Here is a 19330-nt window from a genome sequence, read left to right on the forward strand (position 1 = left end):
CTTCTAATAAGCGCGGGCAAAATAAACCTTCTGGGTGGCACGCTGCCCACAGACAATACAGCGTCCTTCGCCCGCTGGTTGCTCCAGCGGGATGCATCGCGTGGTGGCTTTAGTATCCTCTTTGACTTTGGCTTCACATTCAGCGCTACCGCACCACCACGAGAAAGCCCAGCCATGCTGTACAACTTCGCGCAGTTCTTCATAGTCTTTGGGGTCGAAGATGTGCTCGTCACGGAATTGAGTGGCTCGTTTAAGCATAGAATGGTGAATATCATCCAGCAATTGGCCAAATTGGGCTTCTAGATTGTCGGGATGAAGCACAGATTTACCGGCTTTACCGGGAATATCGCGTCGTGCCACGGTCAGCACCCCTTTTTCAACATCCTTTGGGCCGATTTCAATGCGCAGGGGGACGCCGCGCAGTTCCCAGTCGTTAAACTTAAAACCAGGGGTGACTTCACTACGATCGTCTACCTTCACTCGGAAGCGCGTGCTTAATTGTTTATGCAGTTGGGTGGCGACTGCCATGACTTGAGATTGTTCGCTATCGCTACGATAAATAGGAACAATGACAATTTGAATCGGTGCTAAACGCGGGGGCAGGATTAACCCTTGATCGTCACCGTGGGTCATGATGATAGCGCCGATGAAGCGGGTTGAGAGCCCCCAGGAAGTGGTCCAGCAATATTGCAGTTGATTATTGCGATCCAGGTATTGGATATCAAACGCACGGGCAAAGTTCTGTCCCAGAAAATGTGAGGTGCCGGCCTGCAGGGCGCGAGTATCTCCCATCATGGCTTCGATGGTATATGACTGCACGGCACCGGCAAATTTTTCAGTCTCGCTCTTACGACCTGGAATCACCGGGACGGCAGCTTCATTGTAGGCAAAGTCGGTATAAACGTTAAGCATACGTAGGGTTTCTTCCAACGCTTCTTCTTCGGTGGCGTGTGCGGTGTGCCCTTCTTGCCAGTAGAATTCCAGGGTGCGCAGGAAAAGACGGGTGCGCATCTCCCAGCGCACAACGTTGCCCCACTGGTTGATCAATACCGGCAGGTCGCGATAGGAACGAATCCATTTGGAGTACATATAACCAATGATGGTTTCTGAGGTGGGGCGCACTACTAAGGGCTCTTCTAGGGTCTCTCCGCCACCGACGGTCACTACTGCCAGTTCTGGTGAGAAGCCCTCGACATGTTCCTTTTCCTTCTCCAAGAAGGACATGGGGATGAAGAGGGGAAAAGCAGCATTGACATGGCCGGTTTCTTTGAAACGCCGATCTAGCGCTTGCTGGATGTTCTCCCACAACGCCCACCCATAAGGACGGATGACCATACAGCCACGGACGGGCGCATAATCGGCCAGTTCGGCCCGCAGCACAACTTGGTTATACCATTCCGAGAAATTTTCACTCCGCGCGGGTAACTTCTCTGTGCTCATGGGTTACGTCCATCCTTAGGGAGAAATTGAATTGCTTTCAGTGTTTCGCGATAGGCAATTTGATAATCGGAAGCGAAAATTAGCCAATTTTGCTCGTTAGGAGAGAGTAAGTTTTCCATTTCCTTGAAAAGGGTGTGGAAGACGTGCTGCCACCCTGGACCTACCAGGACCAAAGGTTTGGGAGAAATGGCCTGGATGATCAGATGATTCCAAAATAAACTAATTTCTGCCAGCGTACCGGCTCCCCCCGGTAAGGCAATTGCCGCATCACATTCTCGAATTAGGATAGAAATCCGTTCTATGAGGGTGCGAGCCCGAATCTCTTCCTTAACCCAAGGATTAGCGCTGGTTGGACGCCAGCGCTCGATCTCTTCACATGTCACCCCAATAACATGACCTCCCGCCTCAGCGGCCCCACGCGAAGCGGCTTCCATAGTGCCCATGTAACCACCGGTCAGTAAAATATGGCCTCCCTGAGCAATCAACCGCCCGAGGTCGTAAGCCGCTTCATAATCGGGTTGGCCGGGTTGTGGCCGTGCGCTTCCAAAGACCGAAATTCTCATGGTTTTACCTGGTGTTGAAGATACTTTATTTTAACCTAATCTTTCGTTGTGGTCTCACCATGCAAACAAGACCTTATCCTTCCTCGTTCAACTGCTCGGAAACAAATCCCAGTGCTTTGAGCGCTGCGCGAGCAGAAAGGCGTTGTTCGGGATGCCAGCCGGGTTCAGTGGCCATGCGAAAGAGGTGTTGCATAACCGCCTGTTTCTCCGCACGTCCCAATGGCGCAAACGCAGCCCGAATCTGGTTCGGATCGCGGGAAAGAATGGCATCCCAGAAGGCTTCGGGATCCAAAGGGGTGTTGGTCTGGTTAAGAGTGCTCATAGTTCGTAATCAGGGATAAAACTCTGGTACGGGCAATGCGTAGCCCGTACCAGAGCGGTTGTAGTTGTAACGGGATGGAATCAGTCTGCTTTTTGGGCTTGCAATTCTTTTTGTCGCGCCGCTACAATTTCCTGTTGGATATGGGGTGGCACCATTTCATAGTTGTAAAATTCCATCGTGAAGAACCCACGGCCACCGGTTAGAGAGCGTAGTTGTGTGGTGTAGCGCAACATTTCGGCCAAGGGCACGAGCGCGGTGATGACCGAGCGACCGCGTTCGGTATTCATTCCCAAGACACGGGCGCGGCGGGAGTTAAGATCGCCCAATACATCGCCCATGTTGGCTTCAGGGACGATGATCTCAACCTTCATGATCGGTTCATAAAGGACTGGCCCTGCATCCTTGAAGGCTAATTTGAAGGCTTCGCGGCCAGCAATTTCAAACGCAATGGGTTTGGAATCTACCGGGTGTTCTTTACCATCATACACGGCCACCTTAATACCGCGGATGGGGTATCCGGCCAGGACGCCTTCCTTCATCACACTCTGGATACCCTTTTGGATGGAGGGGGCAAAGGATGAGGAAATGGCTCCGCCAAAGACTTCCCAGACGAACTCCAATTCCTGATCGGGGGTTAGCGGCTCGATACGCAGGTGAACCTCACCGAACTGCCCGGCCCCGCCGGTTTGTTTCTTGTGGCGGTACATGGCGCTGGCTTTCTTGGTGATGGCTTCGAGATAGGGAACTTTGGGTTCGCTGATCACTAACCCAACCTGGAATTTGGTCTCCGCCCGTCGCACGGCGACTTCAATGTGTTGATCGCCCATGCCCTGGAGGATAGTTTGGTTAGTGGCAGGCTCCATGTGCCAGGAGAGGGTCATGTCCTCTTCGCACAGGCGGGTCAACGTTGGGGTGATCTTTGCCGAATCGGCCTGGGTCTTAGGCGCAATGGCGACTTGATACAGGGCTTTCGGATACTCAGGAATGGGCAAGGTTAAGGGATGGGCTTTATCGCAGAGGGTATTGCCAGTGACGGTTTCAGAGAGTTTTGGCACGACGCCAATATCGCCGCAGTGGAGGGTCTTAACCGGGAACAATTCCTTACCCCGCGGAACGCTGAGGGTGCCAAGGCGTTCTTCTACCCCTTTGCTCTGATTCCAGACGCGTGTGTCTGAGGCCAGAAAACCAGAGTAAATACGGAAGAAAGTTTGACGCCCAACGAAGGGATCTGCGGTGGTTTTCCACACATAAACGGCGAGCGGGCCGCTATCGGAAGCAGGTAGTTCTTCCTCCCCGTCCTTGCCAATTGCCCGGGCAGGGGGCAAATCTGCGGGGGAAGGCAATAAGTTCACAACGGCATCTAACAGCGGTGCAATCCCAATTTCGGCGGTGGCTGCGGTAACGAAGACCGGGTATGCCGTGTGATTCCGTAGCGCGCCCCGCAAACCGCGTATAATCTCTTCATCTGTCAAAGAACCGCGTTCGAGATATTTCTCCAGCAGTTCATCATCACCTTCGGCGGCGGCTTCCACCAATGCCACGCGGGCTTCTTCGGCCGCAGCGCGGTATTCAGCAGGAATATCCACCGCTGTTTTCCCCTCGCCCTTATAGGCTTTCATGGTGATCAGGTCAATGACCCCTTGGAAGTTTTGCTTTTCACCCCACGGTAATTGCACCGGCACCAGGCGAACTTCGGAGAACTCTTGAATTGATGCCAACGCTTTCTGGAAGTTGGCATTTTCCCGATCCATTTTGTTGATAACAATAAAGCGGGGCAACTTGAATTGGTTGCAATAATTCCAGGCAATTTCGGTGCCGACCTCTACGCCTGAGACTGAATCAATGAGCACTAACGCGCTATCGGACACCCGCAGTGCGGAAATGACCTCCCCGATGAAGTCGGTGTAACCCGGGGTGTCCAGAAAATTGATTTTGACATCACGATACTCAATGGGAATAACCGAGGTGTACAGCGAGATGCCACGACGTATCTCTTCCTCATCAAAGTCGGAGACAGTACTGCCATCCTCGACCCGCCCCATTCGTGTGGTGGCGCCGGTAAAGTGCAGGAAGGCTTCGGTTAGCATGGTTTTGCCGGCGCTACTGTGAGAGACTAATGCAACGTTCCGAATAAACTCAGTGGTATACTCTTTCATGCGCTCAACCCTTCTTATCCTAGAATCACAGCCTTGTTATTTTAAGGCCTCTCGACGTTCTTGTCAAAAAGGAATCACGAATTGCCGTTTCTGCGGGGAATAAAGCACCTGAAGCAGCGATTGTATTTAGAATGGCGCTATCTGGGGCGCCCGCCCTGGGATACTGGGGTCTCGCCCCCTGAATTGATGGATTTTATCGCGTCAAATCCACCGGGACGAGCGTTAGATATTGGATGCGGTAGTGGGACGAATGTGGGAACGCTCGCACGTGCGGGGTGGGAGGTTTACGGGGTGGATCTATCCTGCCTGGCCGTTTGTCGGGCTAGGCGTAAATTACGCGCTCAAAGCATATTGGCCAATTTGTATTTAGGGAATGTGCTTAATCTATCTTTTCCTGAGGCAATGTTTGACTTAATCTTGGATATCGGTTGTTATCATCAGTTGGGCGCTATTGAACGGCAAGGATATCGTGAGCGGGTGCAATCCTGGCTCGCCAGGGGGGGATATTTTTTGTGGTATGCCCATTTCCGCTCAACGGCAGAAAAACGGAGTACCCATGAGATAGATGATGCGGACATTAATGCATGGAATTCCGTCTTACATCTGATTTGGCGCAAGGACACTTGGGAGGGTAATCGAAGGCCGGCGGTGTGGCTACTTTTTCAGAAATAGTTAGGGGTCCCCTAACCATTTTTGCATTCGCCAAGCTGGCTCTTCGACAAAACGTCGCTGTCCTTCGTGGTCGAGATATGACCAACAGCCCGGATCGTAACCAACCACGACAAAACCAAACCGCTCATAAAGCCTTCGTGCTGCTGTGTTCTCAATGGCAACATTTAGGGTGAGCCAGGTATATCCGCGCTGCTTCAGGTCGTTGACGATAGTGGTAAGCATAAAAGAGCCCAAACCGGCATTGCGGTATGCGGGCTTGATGCGAAAACCATAAAGATAAGCGCGGGTTTCGCCATCGGCCAATTCTGGGTGGGAACTGGCCAATTGGACAAAGGCTTGCCCGATGATCCCTGCCGTTTCATGGTCGGCTACCCAAAGCAGGGCTTGTCCCTTCAGACTGGCCTGGTAAGCCTCGCGGTAAACGCGCCGAAAATGGGTGTAAACGCCGTCCCACTCCAGGGCCGGTAAATCCTCTTCCTGGAGAAAACGCAGACGGACATGTGTCAACCAGTTGCGGGTAAGGGTGGGAACCGTCGTTGTATCCATCACGATGTTCTTGAGGCAAGAAGTTGCTCCAGCAAGGCGCGCTCCTGATCCGCAGATTGCACTTGCCCATCCAACCAGGCGGCACGCAATGTCCATAAGATGCGACGATAGGATGGACCAGGGGTGAGGCCCATTGTACGCAAGGTATGGCCATCCGTTACGGGGTGGATGTGACGCCACCGGGTGGCATACGTGTGAAGAACAGCAGCGACTTCAGTATCATAATATAACTGGTAAAGTGCATAAATCACCGGTAGGGGTACGCCATCTAAGCGTGCTACGACCTGACTAGGCGTGAGGTTGGGCAAATCCTTTAGGGTAGGGACAAGGCTTGTGCCAATTTTCAATCCCTCGCGCAGATGATGGGGTAGGCGGAGACGTTGTGCCAAACTGAGGCTTTTCTCAGTAGAAAAGGGCAGGAACCATACCAAGTAAGCCAAAGCACGACGAATTGGGGTGCCGCCCCAGGTTTCGGGGAGACACCATGCGGGTTCGAGGGGATCTTTAAGCACCTTGCGCATAGGTTCGGCAAGATGGGGCTCCCAATGTAAATCGGGATGAATCGCTGTAAGTAGTTGGAGATCATCCAGGCGCTTTAAAGCCGGTAAGGGGTTCTCTTCAGCCAGGATCAGGTCTATTTCATGGCGCAAGCGATCGCCAGAGACTTGGCGGAGTAAATCGCGTGCCTCTTGCATCAGTTGTAAGGTGCGCTCTTCAATTTGGAATCCAAAACGCTGCTCAAAGCGCACGGCGCGCAACATACGCGTGGGGTCGTCCACGAATGAGAGAGAGTGCAAGACACGGATCAACCCTCGTTGAAGGTCGGCGTATCCGCCCCAATAGTCGTAGAGATCTCCGTAATGCCGGCCATCTAAGCGCAGCGCCAGGGTGTTGATCGTAAAATCACGGCGATGAAGGTCGAGTTTGATACTGCTGCGCTCGACGGTAGGTAGAGCGGTGGGATAGTCATAAAACTCTGTGCGTGCGCTGATCAAGTCCAAGAATTCCGGTAAATCGTTTGCATTAGATTCATCTAGGTGGAGTGCGTTCTTCAAAAGCGAGACGCGAATCTCGGCAATATGCCATTTGGCAGTACCAAAGCGGCTATGACTGGTGACGCGCCCACCAAACTCACGCTCTAAGGCCCGCGCCAGTGCAATTGCATCCCCTTCGACAACGATGTCAAAATCCTGGCTGGGGCGGTTGAGGAGAAGGTCGCGGACAAAGCCCCCAACCACATAAACGGGCAAGCGGCGCTGATGGGCGCGCTGAGCCACCAATTTGAGCAGGGCCAGCCGTGCTGGGGGAAGGGCGGCTTCGAGGCGGTCGGCAAAGTTCTGTCGTGAAGGAGCGGCTAGATGGTTGCGTCCTAATGCTTTTAATAGATCCGTTCGGGTAACGATACCGATGACTGTGTGAGATTCGGGATCAACGACAGGAATTTGTCCCCAGCCGGTTTCAGCCATCAGGCGCTGCACGACTTCAAGCGGGTCTTGGGGGTGGACTACGACCTCTCCGGCCTCCATCAGGCTCGAGGCGGGTAGGTTAAGCCGATGAGCGAGGGCCCGATCTACCGCGCGGCGAGTCAGCAATCCGATTACTTTGCCTTCTTTAACCACCGGATAGCCCTCATAGCCATAACGTTGCATCAATTGAGCGGCTTCTTGGGCAGAGGTCTCGGGTGAGAGCACCATTGGGCGTGGGGACATGATTTGTTCCACCGTAACGGCCGGTTCCACTAACTGGGGTAACGCATCCACCAAGCGTCTGTAAATAAATTCGAGCGCTTCATCCTCATTAGTTTCTAGATCAGAAGGGCGGATTAAGGCCGCTGCGGCGCGTTCGTGACCCCCACCCCCAAAAAGAGCCGCAACTTTGGCGACATTAATGCGGTCAGTTGTGGAGCGCGCGACTAAGCGTATGCCTTCGGCTGTTTTGACCAGTAGGAACAAACCATCAGGATCCAACAAATCGCGTAGTTTATGGGCAATACTGGAGACCTCTTCTACCAGTCCGGTCGCTTCTCCCTTGGCGATAACAATGGTTTGGCCATTGATCTCATGCGTTTCGGCGTTGGCTAAGAGGCGATGATAGACCTCACGTTGGTCATCTGAGAGAGGTGGATTGAGAAATTGATTGGCAAGATGCAGACTGGCACCTTGCTCCAGTAAATAGGCAACGGCTTGGGCATCGCGAGCGGTAGTGCTGTTATACGTGAGTGAACCGGTATCTTCGTATATACCGAGGAGTAAAAGGGTTGCCAGATGGGCATTGAGGGGCTCCAAATGTTCGCGCAAGGCTTCGACGAGTAAAGTCGTGCAGGCACCCACGCGTTCGATGGTCACTTGCCAATCCGCGGGTAAATCGGTGCGAGGTTGGTGATGATCAATCACGCGCACCTTAGTATGTTTCCCCATCCCTTTGAGTTTAACCAGGGATTGGGTGTCCACAAGAGTAACGCATTCAATGGGCTCATTGGGTAGGTCCCGCACCTCGTGAAACGGGAGTTCACTCCCATAGAGATTTAAATAAGCCCGAACATTGCGGTTGAGGCGGCGTGGCAAAACGGGTAATGCCCGCTCATCCAATAGGGAAGCACCGAGCAAAGCGGCTATGGCATCAAAATCGGCTTGTTCATGGGTCAATATGACGTGCACGGCTTAATTGTAACATCTGCGGTACAATTGAAACCCGGATAAATCGGCTCTTATTTAAGGATGAGTAATGTGGAGGGCAGCATGTTGCCTGAGTTAACCCAAGAGGAAGTGCTGCGTTATTCGCGTCACCTGGTTATCCCGGAAGTGGGCATGGAAGGGCAACGCAAACTGAAGGCGGCCTCCGTGCTTATTGTTGGAACAGGGGGATTGGGTTCACCAATTGCTTTATACCTGGCAGCAGCAGGCGTAGGGCGTATTGGGCTGGTAGATTATGATGTGGTGGATGAGTCGAACCTTCAGCGCCAGATTGCCCATGGGACAGACCGTCTTGGTATGCTTAAGGTAGAATCGGCACGCAAGCGCCTTTTGGAACTCAACCCGTTCATCCAGGTAGACGTTTATAATGAAATCTTTTCATCAGAAAATGCGGAAACCATTGCTTCAGGGTATGAAATCCTGGTGGATGGAACAGATAATTTCCCCACCCGCTATCTGTTAAACGACCTGGCGGTTCTCACTGGTCGTCCTTTTGTGTATGGCTCGGTGTTTCGCTTTGAGGGACAGGTGAGTGTTTTTGATGCCCGGCGCGGTCCGTGTTACCGTTGTTTATTCCCTGAGCCGCCACCCCCAGAAAGCGTGCCTTCTTGTGCGGATGCCGGTGTGTTTGGTGTATTACCCGGCACAATTGGCACCTTGCAAGCAACAGAGGTGATCAAACTCATCTTAAATGCAGGACAACCTCTGATCGGTAAGTTGCTTCTGTATGATGCCCTGGATATGTCCTTTGAAGTCATTACGCTGCGCAAAAACCCGCAGTGCAAAGTGTGTGGTGAGCATCCCGAAATTACGCATCTTATTGACTATGAGGCTTTTTGCGGTGTGCCAGCGCGTCCACATCCCCAGGTTGAGGTGGGCGAAGGGTTTGATCTTTCCCCCGAGGAATTGGCCCAACGTTTGCAAAGCGGTGCTTCACCGGTTTTGATAGATGTGCGTCATCCGGTTGAAAGCCAGATTTCGGCGTTGCCGGGTGCATTGCAGATCCCGTTGGAGAAACTACCCACAAAATTGCAGGAATTAAATCCACAGGCGGAATATGTGCTGTTTTGTCGAACCGGGGTTCGTTCGGCCCGCGCGCTTAAGATCATGCGTGCGGCGGGTTTTCAGCATGTGAAACACCTGAAAGGTGGTCTAAATGCCTGGGCTGAGCGGATAGACCCTAAAATGTTACGCTATTAGTCGTGAGTTTATCAGTTGAATTTTTTCAAAGGGGTAAAGAGGGTTATGCCTATGATGCATGAATCGGTCATAAGACCCACCTTGTTAGCGGTGTTGGCTCATCCTGATGATGAGTCATTTGGCGTTGGTGGCACTTTGGCTTACTATGCTCGCCGGGGCGTGGATGTTTATTTGATCTGTGCCACGCGGGGCGAGGCTGGTGATGTGGATGAGAAGTACTTGCAAGGTTATCGCTCGATCGCCGAACGCCGCGAGGCAGAGTTGCGTTGTGCGGCAGGAAAGTTAGGCCTTGCGGGGGTCTATTTTCTGGATTATCGCGATTCAGGCATGCCTGGCAGCGCCGATAACCATCATCCCCAGGCGTTGATCAACGCGCCTCTTGATGAGGTAGCGCGTAAGATTATTGGATATATTCGTCGCCTACGACCTCAGGTGATCATCACCTTTGATCCGATCGGAGGCTACCGACATCCGGATCACATTGCCATTCACCAAGCCACTGTGCGAGCCTTTGAATTGGCTGCACAACCCGATCCATGGCTCAACGCCCAGGGTTTGCCACCTTATCAGCCAGAAAAACTATATTTTCACACCATCCCGCGCACATTTTTGCGCCTGAGTGTCCGTCTGATGCGGTTGACGGGGCGTGACCCCCATCGTTTTGGGCGGAACGGGGACATTGACCTCGCCGCTATTGCGGCGGTGGAATTTCCCGTCAATGCGGTTGTGGATTATCATGAGGTGGCAGCGATTCGTGAAGAGGCTGCGGCCTGCCACGCCAGCCAGGGCGGAGGGGGCTTGACCAGTGGATGGTTGGGGCGTGTTTTTCGACGTTGGATGGCGCGGGATACGTTTATGCGGGCTTATCCGTTGCCGGAAAATGGACACGTCGAACGGGACCTCTTCGAGGGAATTGCCGACTTGCCTCCCCTGCGGCGGTAACGTTTACCGGAAAGTGCTAGGTCTGGATAACGAGCAGCCGCGGTAAACCGGCAAGATCAGGGCGAACCTCAATCCGCGCGCGGGGAAAGAAGCGCCGGGCCAGGGATGGCAAAACGTCTGCATGTGAGGCGTCAATTTCGGCCAGAAGCAGCCCTCCCGAGGTTAAACGCGGGGGGGCCTGCTCAAGCAGACCCCGGATAAGGTCAAGCCCTTCCGATCCACCGTCGAGCGCTTCGCGTGGCTCAAATTGAATCACCCTCAGTGTTGACAGGCGTGGGGAGGGAATATAGGGCAGGTTAGCACAGATTAGATCACAAGCGATGCCTACCGGGTTAAGCAAATCTGCCTGTATCAGGTAAATCCGGCTCATCAGGCCGAACTGGATCAAGTTTTCTCGGGCTACCTGGAGGGCAGCACGGGAACGCTCTAAAGCCAGAACCTTAAGATCTGGCAGGTGATATGCCAGAGCAATTGCAATACAGCCCGAGCCGGTACCCACATCAATGGCTTTACGTCGCAAGGGATTTTCGCGCAACCAGGCAAGGGCATACTCAACCAACATCTCAGTTTCAGGACGGGGGATAAGCACAGCTGGGGAAACCTTTATGGGTAGTCCGTAGAACTCTTGCCATCCCAGTACATAGGGCAGAGGTTCGCCTTGCTCGAGTCGCTTTAGAAGGTGTTCAAGCGATTCAAGGGCAACCTCATTCAAGGGGTGCTCGGGGTGAGTTAGGAGGTAAGCACGAGATAGCCCCAATACATGTGCCAGCAAGGCTTGAGCTTCGATGGCTGGGGTTTCTGTGGCCGGGCGAAGGGTTTGGATGGCCCGGTTGAGCCACTCAGCGATGGTTATTGTCGTCGTCATCCTCATCAAGGCCGGCGGCCAGTTGTTGCGTCTGATCGCGTAGGGCAAGTTCTTCGATGAACATATCCAAGTCGCCATCCATAACCGCCGGCAGGTTATAGGACGAAAGGCCGATGCGATGATCGGTTACACGGTTCTGAGGGTAGTTGTAGGTACGGATTTTCTCAGCCCGCTCTCCCGTACCGACCTGCGCCCGTCGAGTGGCTTCCAGTTCTTGCTGGCGCTTTTGCATCTCCATTTCGTAGAGGCGGGCACGCAAGATGCTCATAGCCCGCAGGCGGTTTTGAAGTTGGGAGCGTTCATCCTGGCAGGCAACCACAATACCTGTGGGCAGATGGGTAATACGCACCGCCGTGGCATTTTTCTGAACGTTTTGTCCCCCCGCGCCGGCAGAACGGTAAACATCAATGCGCAAATCCGACTCGGGAATGTGGATGTCCACATCTTCCACTTCGGCCAAAACGGCAACCGTTACGGTTGAGGTATGAATGCGTCCTGACGCTTCTGTAATCGGAATGCGCTGCACCCGATGGACTCCTGATTCATACTTAAGACGGGAATACGCTCCTTTTCCTTTGACCAGGAAAATGATCTCCTTGAACCCACCAATGCCGGTTTCGTTTTGCGAAAGGACTTCAACCTCCCAACCTTGGCGTTCGGCATAGCGGGAATACATACGGAAAAGATCGGCGGCAAATAACGCCGCTTCTTCGCCACCAGTGCCAGCGCGAATTTCCATGATGACGTTGCGCTCATCACGGGGGTCTTTGGGTAAAAGAAGTGCTTTTAATTCGCGCTCCAGTTGTTCCAGGCGCGGCTCCAGTTCTTCAATTTCCTGTTCTGCGAGTTCACGAATTTCAGGATCATCGGAGTCGCGAAGTGCCCGCGCTTCTTCAAGGCGTTGCAGCATTTGGCGATAGGTCTGTGATCGGGTCACAATTTCTTCGAGTTCGGCGCGTTCCTTCGCCAATTCCGCTGCCCGCTGATAATCATCCGCGACCTCTTCAAGCAATTGGTTGATCTCGTTGTAGCGTGCTTCAATTAAGGCCAATTTGTCCAGCATATCCGACATGTTTTTTCATCCTTTTAGGTTACGCTTCCCAATTATACCAAGGTGCTATTTTCTCGCGGAACTGAAGAAAAGAAACATGGTTTGGCTCCCACGACTTAAGCGAGAGTTTACCAGATCACAATTTTCTCTTAATCTTTTTGAGTTATTATTAAAACAATGTCGTAAAAACCCGTTCCAGAGATGGCTTTTTTCTTATGTGATAAAATTGGTGGCGGAGTTGATACCTGATGGAATCCAAGCCTGAGGCCCTTATCCGAATCGCGACCCAAGCGCACGCACCAGTGACGTCCCCAGCCATAAAAGATTACGCCATTGAGATGCGAAACGTAAATGTTTATTATGGAGCGTTTCGCGCCGTCAAAGATGTAAATTTACAAATTGAGGCGCGTAAGATTACCGCCATTATCGGTCCTTCGGGATGTGGAAAGAGCACGGTCATCCGCTGCTTTAACCGTATGAATGAACTAATACCTGGCGCACGCCTGACTGGCGAAGTTCTCTTTCATGGCAAAAACATTTATGATCCCGACGTGGATCCAGTGCAGGTGCGGCGGTTGATCGGGATGGTCTTTCAAAAACCCAATCCTTTCCCCAAGAGCATTTATGAGAATATTGCTTGGGGTGCACGTATCAACGGCTACCGTGGGAACATGGATGAATTGGTCGAAGAATCCCTGCGCCAGGCGGCGTTGTGGGATGAGGTTAAGGATGACCTGCATAAGAACGCGCTGGCACTCTCGGGAGGACAGCAGCAGCGTTTATGCATTGCGCGAACTATTGCGGTCAAACCAGAAATCATCTTGATGGATGAGCCCTGTTCGGCATTGGATCCTATTGCTACCTTGAAAATCGAAGATTTGATGCGGGAGTTGGCACGCGATTATACAATAATAATCGTGACCCATAACATGCAACAAGCTGCTCGAGTCTCCGATTACACGGCGTTTTTCACCGTAGACGAAGATCGTGCGGGGATTATGGTCGAATATGGGCCGACGAACCAGATCTTCACTCGTCCACGCGATCGCCGCACTGAAGATTACATCACGGGCCGCTTTGGTTAGATCTTGAGGAAGGACACTTTCCATGCCTTTGCGAAACACGCTAACCCGCCAAATCAATCAAATTCAGGATGAACTGCTCGTTTTAGGAAGCATGGTGGAACATGCGGCGTTGGGGGCAGTGGATGCTCTGAAGCGTCGCGATGTAAAGGCAGCCAAAGAAATTTTTGAAGAGGACCAACAAATTAATGAAAAGCGGTTTGCCATTGAGAACGCCATCTTGATCTTGATGGCAACCCAACAGCCAATGGCCCATGACCTACGTCAACTGGCGGCCATGTTAGAGGTAAACACCGAACTCGAGCGCATCGGTGATTATGCCAAAGGAATTGCTAAGGTCACCATGCTTTTGGGCGATGCCGATATCCCCATCCCGATCCAAGAGATTGATCAGATGGCGCAGTTGGCGGTCTCGATGTTACATCGGGCGCTTGGGGCCTTTGTTGCCGAAGACGTAGCCACTGCACTTGAAATCCCCAAGGAAGATGACAAGGTAGACGAACTCTATAATGTTGTCTATCGTCTGGTAGTCCAGACCATGATAAGCAACCCTGAAACGATTGATCTCGCTAACCTGCTTATGTGGGTAGCGCACAACCTGGAACGTATGGCGGATCGCGTGACCAATATTTGCGAACGAACGGTTTTCTGTGCGACGGGGGAACTCTTTGAAGTCAATGGCATGGATGAGGATGATCTAAACGTTTGAAGCCGCGGATCCCATCGTTTTCACCCCATAGGGCGATTACCTATGGGGTAATTTTTCCAGATTCGATCCGCTTGGGGTTGGTTCTAAAAGCGTTCATGTTATATAATAAATTTGACTGATCAGGTTAAGATTGTGAGCAAAATCAACAGGAGTTAACCGTGTTAGTTCCGCATTCCTACCGAGGAAAGTTGATCGTTGTTGAAGGTATTGATGGAAGTGGCAAATCCACACAGATTGACCTGTTATATAAATGGCTCAAGGCACAAGGCAAATCGGTTCATTTCACGGAGTGGAACTCATCCCCGTTGGTTAAAAGCACGACTCGCTTCGGGAAGAAGGAAAAAATCTTTACTCCAACGACCTTTAGTCTTATCCAGGCGACCGACTTTGCCGACCGCTGGGAAAATTATCTGCTTCCTCTGCTCAAGGCAGGAGTGATTGTGCTGGCGGATCGGTATGCCTTCACCGCATTTGCCCGTGATGTCGCCCGGGGAGTGAGCCGCAGTTGGGTGCGCAATTTATATGCCTTTGCCCCTCAGCCCGATCTGGTATTTTATTTCCAGGTTCCGGTTAATGTTGCTGTAGAACGCATTCTTTCGGGGCGGGCCAAACTTAAATACTACGAAGCCGGGATGGACCTGGGGCTTTCGGATAATAAAGTCACTAGTTTCCGCCTATTTCAGCAGCGGATTGTCAACGAATACGATGCTATGATTGAGGAGTTCGGTTTTACGGTCATTGATGGCACGCTACCCGTAGAAATGCAACAAAATCTCGTGCGTAAAACGGTGCGTAAATTGCTCCGTGGCTGGGAGGGTCTGCCTACACCAGAGAAATTGGCTCAGCGCGCACGGGAGGCCTACAAAGCACGACAATCGGAGGTCACCCATGAAGAACCGGTAGGTGCAGGTGTGGTCATGGATGAAGCCGCCGTGATTACATCCACAGCGCACGAGGAGGCGGCATGACCAAGGCGCAGTTCTACGGCGAGGGATTTCCTTACCTCAAACTTAAAGACATGCCGGGGCGATTGATTGTTTTAGAGGGGAGTGATGGCGTTGGTCGATCCACTCAGATCCAAATGCTCCGCGAATGGCTGGAAGCCCAGGGCATTGCAGTTTCGGATACTGGGTTGCGGCGCTCTCCATTAACTCAACCCGGTTTGGATGCGGCGAAACAAGGGCATACGTTCAGCCGCACCACGATGAGCCTTTTTTATGCTACCGATTTCGCCGATCGCCTGGAAAATCACATTATTCCTGCCCTCAAGGCAGGTTTCTTTGTCCTTTCGGATCGGTACTTTTTCTCGATCATTGCCCGGGATGTCGTGCGGGGAGCGGATCCGCAGTGGGCACGTAAAGTGTATGGATTTGCACTTAAACCCGATGTGGTCTTCTACCTTAAAGCCGATGTTGAGACGCTCGTCTCACGGATTGTGCATGGCCGTGGATTCGATTACTGGGAGTCGGGGATGGATGTACGCTTTGCCAATAATATCTATGACAGTTTTTGCATTTATCAGTCCCTGCTGATTGCCCAGTTTGATGAAATGGCTAAGGAATACGGCTTTGTCACGGTGGATGCCACCCGTCCGGTCAAGGACGTTTTTTCCGACCTCCGTGATTACATCAAGACCCATTTACTTCCAAAATAGCCAGGGCGCTTATGGTTGGGGCAAGGGTGGAGGGTCGAGGGCGAAATGCCAGAAACCTGGTTACTGCGCGGATACGGCAGTGAAATTTTACTGAAGCATTTGAAAGGGCTAGTGGGGGAGATTGAAGGCGTGCGTGAGAATACGGATATCGAGCCGGTGCACCGCATGCGAGTTGCCTGCCGTCGTTTACGCAGTTTATTGCCCGTCTTTGGCCCATATCTTGCGCCTAAACGCTATAAACGCTGGCGACGAGCCTTCCGCAAACTCGGACGCGCTTTGGGGCGTGCCCGAGATACCGATATCCACATTGAACGGGTTAAAAATTTCTTGCAAGAGGTGGGAAAAAGAGAGCGCCCAGGCATAGCACGCTTATTACTACGCCTTAAGCAACAGCGCACGGCACTGCAGGCAGAGGTGCTTGATGCTCTGGCGTTGTTTGAACAGAGCGGAGTAGCCGATGAAATGCGTGAGGTTTTAGTCCCCTTGGCGGCTATGGTAAAGGGGATGGCCTGGCCGTTGGTTGCAGATGCTGGTTTATCAGAATTGGCGCGGCAGTCTATTCACGAGCGCCTGTCAGATTTTCTTGCGCTTCAGGCTTATGTGGAGCGTCCCGAATGCGTCAATGAACTACACCTGATGCGGATTCGGGCGAAACATTTGCGCTATACTTTGGAAGCCTTTAGTTCTCTTTACGGAGAATCGCTCAAGCCGTATATTCAAGCGGCTCGGACATGCCAGGAACTATTGGGCGCGGTGCATGATCTGGATGTTTGGTTGCTCTATTTGCCCGAGTTCTCAATTCAGGAATACGAACGTACGTTATCCTATTACGGACACGCCCGTCCGTTTGCCCGATTACAGCCGGGGTTAACGACATTCCAAGATCATTGTCGTGCCGAACGCCACCGTGCTTATACCCACTTTCAAGAGACGTGGCGAGGCTGGCAAAACGCGCGAGTTTGGGACAGCCTCTCAGAGTGGCTTGATCGCATGTCTGATAGAGGCGTGATGAGCGTACCCCAGGTGGGCGATTCCACGGCTAAAGGATAAAATTTTTTTGGAATTGAATTCGCCCATTGTATTACCCTTATGGTAGGACAAGCGGCAAAACCTAGCCAGCCGCTCAGTTATAAAAGCCAAGCGAGCGCTGGCTGCATGCTATTACCAGCCAGCGCTCAAGATGAGTTGTGCCCCAGTCCTTAAAGGTCAAGGGTGCTAATGATGCCCTTTAAGACCTCAGCCGACTTGCGCAGTCCCTCGACTTCCTCGGGGCTGAGGTCAAGGCGAATCACCCGTTCAACGCCATCCAGATCTATCACTGTGGGGAGGCTCAGGCAAATATCGCTGATTCCGTAGTAATCTTCGAGATAACTGGAGACTGAAAGAACGCTACCTTGATCGCGAATGATGGATTCGCAAATGCGCACCAGTCCTGAGGCGATAGCATAGTAGGTTGCTCCCTTGCGCTCAATAATGTGATATGCCGCATCGCGGGTTTGTTGGAAGATATCCTCAAGGATGGAGGGCTGGCATTCCATTTGGTTCATCGAACAGTACTGGGGTAGACGCATCCCGGCGATATTGGCCAATGACCATACCGGAACCTCGCTATCGCCATGCTCCCCGATGATGTAGGCGTGAACACTCCGAGGATCAACGTCGAAATGCTGGCTCAGTAAGTAGCGGAAGCGCGCCGTATCCAGAACTGTACCGGAACCAATCACGTGATTTTTACGCAACCCCGAAAGTTTCAGCGCAACGTAGGTGAGGATATCCACCGGATTGGTAGCGATCAGCAAGATAGTGTTTGGGTTATGGCGCACAATTTCGGGAATGATTTGCTTGAAAATGGCAACATTGCGGTGGACCAGATCGAGCCGTGTTTCTCCAGGCCGTTGAGCCGCACCAGCGGTCACAACGGTGATCAGCGCTGTGGCGCAGTCCTCGTAAGTGCCCGCCCAGACGCGCGCCGGTTGAGGTAACAAAGGCACGGCATGGTTTAGATCCATCGCCTCGCCTTCCGCTTTTGCGCGGTTGGCATCAATCAAGACAATCTCTGAGGCGAGTCCACTTAAGAGCAGAGCGTAGGCAAAGGTGGCACCGACGTTGCCGGTGCCCACGATAGCGATTCGGGTAGGGCGTTTGAAGTGGGATACCATGATGATCCTCCTTTGGTCAATTAAGATTAACGGTTGCGTTCGGCGGTTTTGCGCGCTTTAAGAAAACGATTATAGACACGCTTCCATGCAATGGTGGGCATGCTGGGTTGAACCTTTTTGTGCTCAGGGGTACTGAGGTAAAAAGCAAAATCCTCAAGTAACTCGCTGAACCTTTCCTCCGGTTGATAGTAGAGAATGGGTTTACCCAGGTTCACCGATTGGATCAATAGGTCGGGGACATAGGGCAAGACCAGAGTAATGGGATGCCCCAGCGCCACCTCAATCTTATCACGGGGCAAGGCGTAGCGCGGGAAGGTATAGTTGAGCACAAGCTTAATTTTATCTCTTTCATAGTTGAGTTTGGTGTAAGTGTCTAAGGCAGCTGCAGCAGCGCGGATGGACGAAAGTTCGGGCGCTACCAGCATGATAATTACATCCGCCGCGTCCAAAATTTGCAGGGTAACATCATTAAAATCATGGGGTAAATCGGTCACAATGTAGTCATAGTTGGGGCGGAGAATTTCCAGTGCTCTGGAAAGCGTTTCGTTAGAGATCATCTCGGCCTGGGTGGGGGTAGTGGGAGCAGCGATCAGGTCAACCCCGCTTTCATGGGTCACAATAATGGATTGCAGTAGTTCCAGATCCAGGTCTTGAGGTGTTATGTTGGCCAGGTCACCCCAGGTGCGGCGCAGGGGAAGATTGAGCAATAGGGCATCTTGCCCGGCCAGCATAGCCAAGTCAAGCAATAGGGTGGGGACGTTCCATAATCCCTTTAATCCAATCGCCAGATTGACGGCTAAGAGTGAGGCGCCGATTCCACCCCGCAGGGTATGCACGGCGATCAAGCGGGCTTGTTTGGGTGGGGCTTGAACAGCACCGGCGGGTAGAGCCTGCCGCAATAGTTCCGCCCGTCGTAGCAACACCCGCATGCGGGCAATCAACTCCTCGGGTTCAAAAGGTTTATTGATATGGTCATCGGCGCCGGCTTCAAACGAAGCCAGTTTGTCTTGCAGGGTGGTCTGACTGGTTAGAATAATGATTGGGACATGGGCAAAGCGAGGATTTCGGCGCAGGCGCTTAGTCACTTCATAGCCGGAAATGTCGGGTAGATTTATGTCGGTGATGATGATGTCGGGATTGACCACTTGAGCGGCTTCTAAGCCCTCACCACCTGTGAGTTCAGCGTAAACGACGAAGCCAAGCGGACGTAGTGCATGTTCTAACATGCGGTGGTAGATAATTTCATCTTCGATCAACAGCACGGTGGGCATATTTG

18 protein-coding genes are annotated in these 19330 nt (G+C 52.3%); 8 read left to right on the plus strand and 10 right to left on the minus strand.

Annotation, left to right across the window (positions count from 1 at the left end):
* Positions 1-3: 3 nt before the first annotated feature.
* The 4 genes from proS to fusA all read right to left on the minus strand — a co-directional run bounded on the left by proS (position 4) and on the right by fusA (position 4481).
* Positions 4-1440 (minus strand): proline--tRNA ligase, encoded by a 1437-nt coding sequence (gene proS, locus QYE77_RS13325; protein ID WP_315625925.1) that lies wholly within the window; start codon positions 1438-1440, stop codon positions 4-6.
* A complete protein-coding gene (locus tag QYE77_RS13330) occupies positions 1437-2003 on the minus strand; it encodes an LOG family protein (protein WP_315625926.1) in 567 nt (188 codons plus the stop codon). Before QYE77_RS13330 ends, proS begins: the two co-directional genes overlap by 4 nt.
* A 73-nt stretch (positions 2004-2076) precedes the next feature.
* A complete protein-coding gene (locus QYE77_RS13335) occupies positions 2077-2325 on the minus strand; it encodes a hypothetical protein (RefSeq protein ID WP_315625927.1) in 249 nt (82 codons plus the stop codon).
* An 80-nt stretch (positions 2326-2405) separates the two neighbouring features.
* On the minus strand, positions 2406-4481 hold the full coding sequence (gene fusA / locus QYE77_RS13340; protein ID WP_315625928.1) for an elongation factor G: 2076 nt from the start codon (positions 4479-4481) through the stop codon (positions 2406-2408).
* 81 nt (positions 4482-4562) lie between these two features.
* On the opposite strand from fusA, the gene QYE77_RS13345 reads away from it, so the two are divergent.
* Complete coding sequence (locus QYE77_RS13345; RefSeq protein WP_315625929.1) at positions 4563-5153, plus strand: class I SAM-dependent methyltransferase; 591 nt, start codon at positions 4563-4565, stop codon at positions 5151-5153.
* Here the strand turns inward: QYE77_RS13345 and QYE77_RS13350 are convergent, their stop codons facing one another.
* Both QYE77_RS13350 and QYE77_RS13355 read right to left on the minus strand, forming a co-directional pair.
* Entirely contained in the window at positions 5154-5699 is a 546-nt protein-coding gene (locus tag QYE77_RS13350; RefSeq protein ID WP_315625930.1) for a GNAT family N-acetyltransferase, read from the minus strand.
* Complete coding sequence (locus QYE77_RS13355; protein ID WP_315625931.1) at positions 5699-8356, minus strand: CBS domain-containing protein; 2658 nt, start codon at positions 8354-8356, stop codon at positions 5699-5701. The genes QYE77_RS13350 and QYE77_RS13355 overlap by 1 nt, the downstream gene beginning before the upstream one ends.
* Before the next feature lie 81 nt (positions 8357-8437).
* On the opposite strand from QYE77_RS13355, the gene moeB reads away from it, so the two are divergent.
* Together moeB and QYE77_RS13365 are read left to right on the plus strand one after the other, a co-directional pair.
* Positions 8438-9592 (plus strand): molybdopterin-synthase adenylyltransferase MoeB, encoded by a 1155-nt coding sequence (moeB, locus tag QYE77_RS13360; protein ID WP_315625932.1) that lies wholly within the window; start codon positions 8438-8440, stop codon positions 9590-9592.
* A 51-nt stretch (positions 9593-9643) separates the two neighbouring features.
* A complete protein-coding gene (locus QYE77_RS13365; protein ID WP_315625933.1) occupies positions 9644-10534 on the plus strand; it encodes a PIG-L deacetylase family protein in 891 nt (296 codons plus the stop codon).
* A gap of 16 nt (positions 10535-10550) precedes the next feature.
* Here the strand turns inward: QYE77_RS13365 and prmC are convergent, their stop codons facing one another.
* Positions 10551-11399 carry a peptide chain release factor N(5)-glutamine methyltransferase gene (prmC, locus tag QYE77_RS13370; RefSeq protein WP_315625934.1) on the minus strand — a complete coding sequence of 283 codons (849 nt, stop codon included), beginning with the start codon at positions 11397-11399 and terminating at the stop codon, positions 10551-10553.
* Complete coding sequence (prfA, locus tag QYE77_RS13375; RefSeq protein WP_399390610.1) at positions 11374-12462, minus strand: peptide chain release factor 1; 1089 nt, start codon at positions 12460-12462, stop codon at positions 11374-11376. Before prfA ends, prmC begins: the two co-directional genes overlap by 26 nt.
* Before the next feature lie 326 nt (positions 12463-12788).
* Here prfA and pstB point away from each other — a divergent pair, with 326 nt between their 5' ends.
* The 5 genes from pstB to QYE77_RS13400 all read left to right on the plus strand — a co-directional run bounded on the left by pstB (position 12789) and on the right by QYE77_RS13400 (position 16945).
* Entirely contained in the window at positions 12789-13535 is a 747-nt protein-coding gene (gene pstB / locus QYE77_RS13380) for a phosphate ABC transporter ATP-binding protein PstB (protein ID WP_399390613.1), read from the plus strand.
* A 22-nt stretch (positions 13536-13557) separates the two neighbouring features.
* Positions 13558-14241, plus strand: coding sequence for a phosphate signaling complex protein PhoU (phoU, locus tag QYE77_RS13385; RefSeq protein WP_315625937.1), 684 nt, complete (start codon positions 13558-13560; stop codon positions 14239-14241).
* A 158-nt stretch (positions 14242-14399) separates the two neighbouring features.
* Positions 14400-15209 (plus strand): dTMP kinase, encoded by an 810-nt coding sequence (gene tmk / locus QYE77_RS13390; RefSeq protein WP_315625938.1) that lies wholly within the window; start codon positions 14400-14402, stop codon positions 15207-15209.
* Complete coding sequence (locus tag QYE77_RS13395; protein WP_315625939.1) at positions 15206-15895, plus strand: dTMP kinase; 690 nt, start codon at positions 15206-15208, stop codon at positions 15893-15895. Before tmk ends, QYE77_RS13395 begins: the two co-directional genes overlap by 4 nt.
* Before the next feature lie 45 nt (positions 15896-15940).
* The gene (locus tag QYE77_RS13400; protein WP_315625940.1) at positions 15941-16945 is read left to right on the plus strand and encodes a CHAD domain-containing protein; all 1005 of its coding nucleotides are present in this window, start codon (positions 15941-15943) and stop codon (positions 16943-16945) included.
* A 149-nt stretch (positions 16946-17094) separates the two neighbouring features.
* Here the strand turns inward: QYE77_RS13400 and QYE77_RS13405 are convergent, their stop codons facing one another.
* Together QYE77_RS13405 and QYE77_RS13410 are read right to left on the minus strand one after the other, a co-directional pair.
* Entirely contained in the window at positions 17095-18054 is a 960-nt protein-coding gene (locus QYE77_RS13405; protein ID WP_315625942.1) for an L-lactate dehydrogenase, read from the minus strand.
* A gap of 26 nt (positions 18055-18080) precedes the next feature.
* On the minus strand, positions 18081-19325 hold the full coding sequence (locus tag QYE77_RS13410) for a response regulator (protein ID WP_315625943.1): 1245 nt from the start codon (positions 19323-19325) through the stop codon (positions 18081-18083).
* Positions 19326-19330: the final 5 nt, after the last annotated feature.

It is taken from the genome of Thermanaerothrix solaris (genome assembly GCF_032334255.1).
Lineage (GTDB): Bacteria > Chloroflexota > Anaerolineae > Anaerolineales > Anaerolineaceae > Thermanaerothrix > Thermanaerothrix solaris.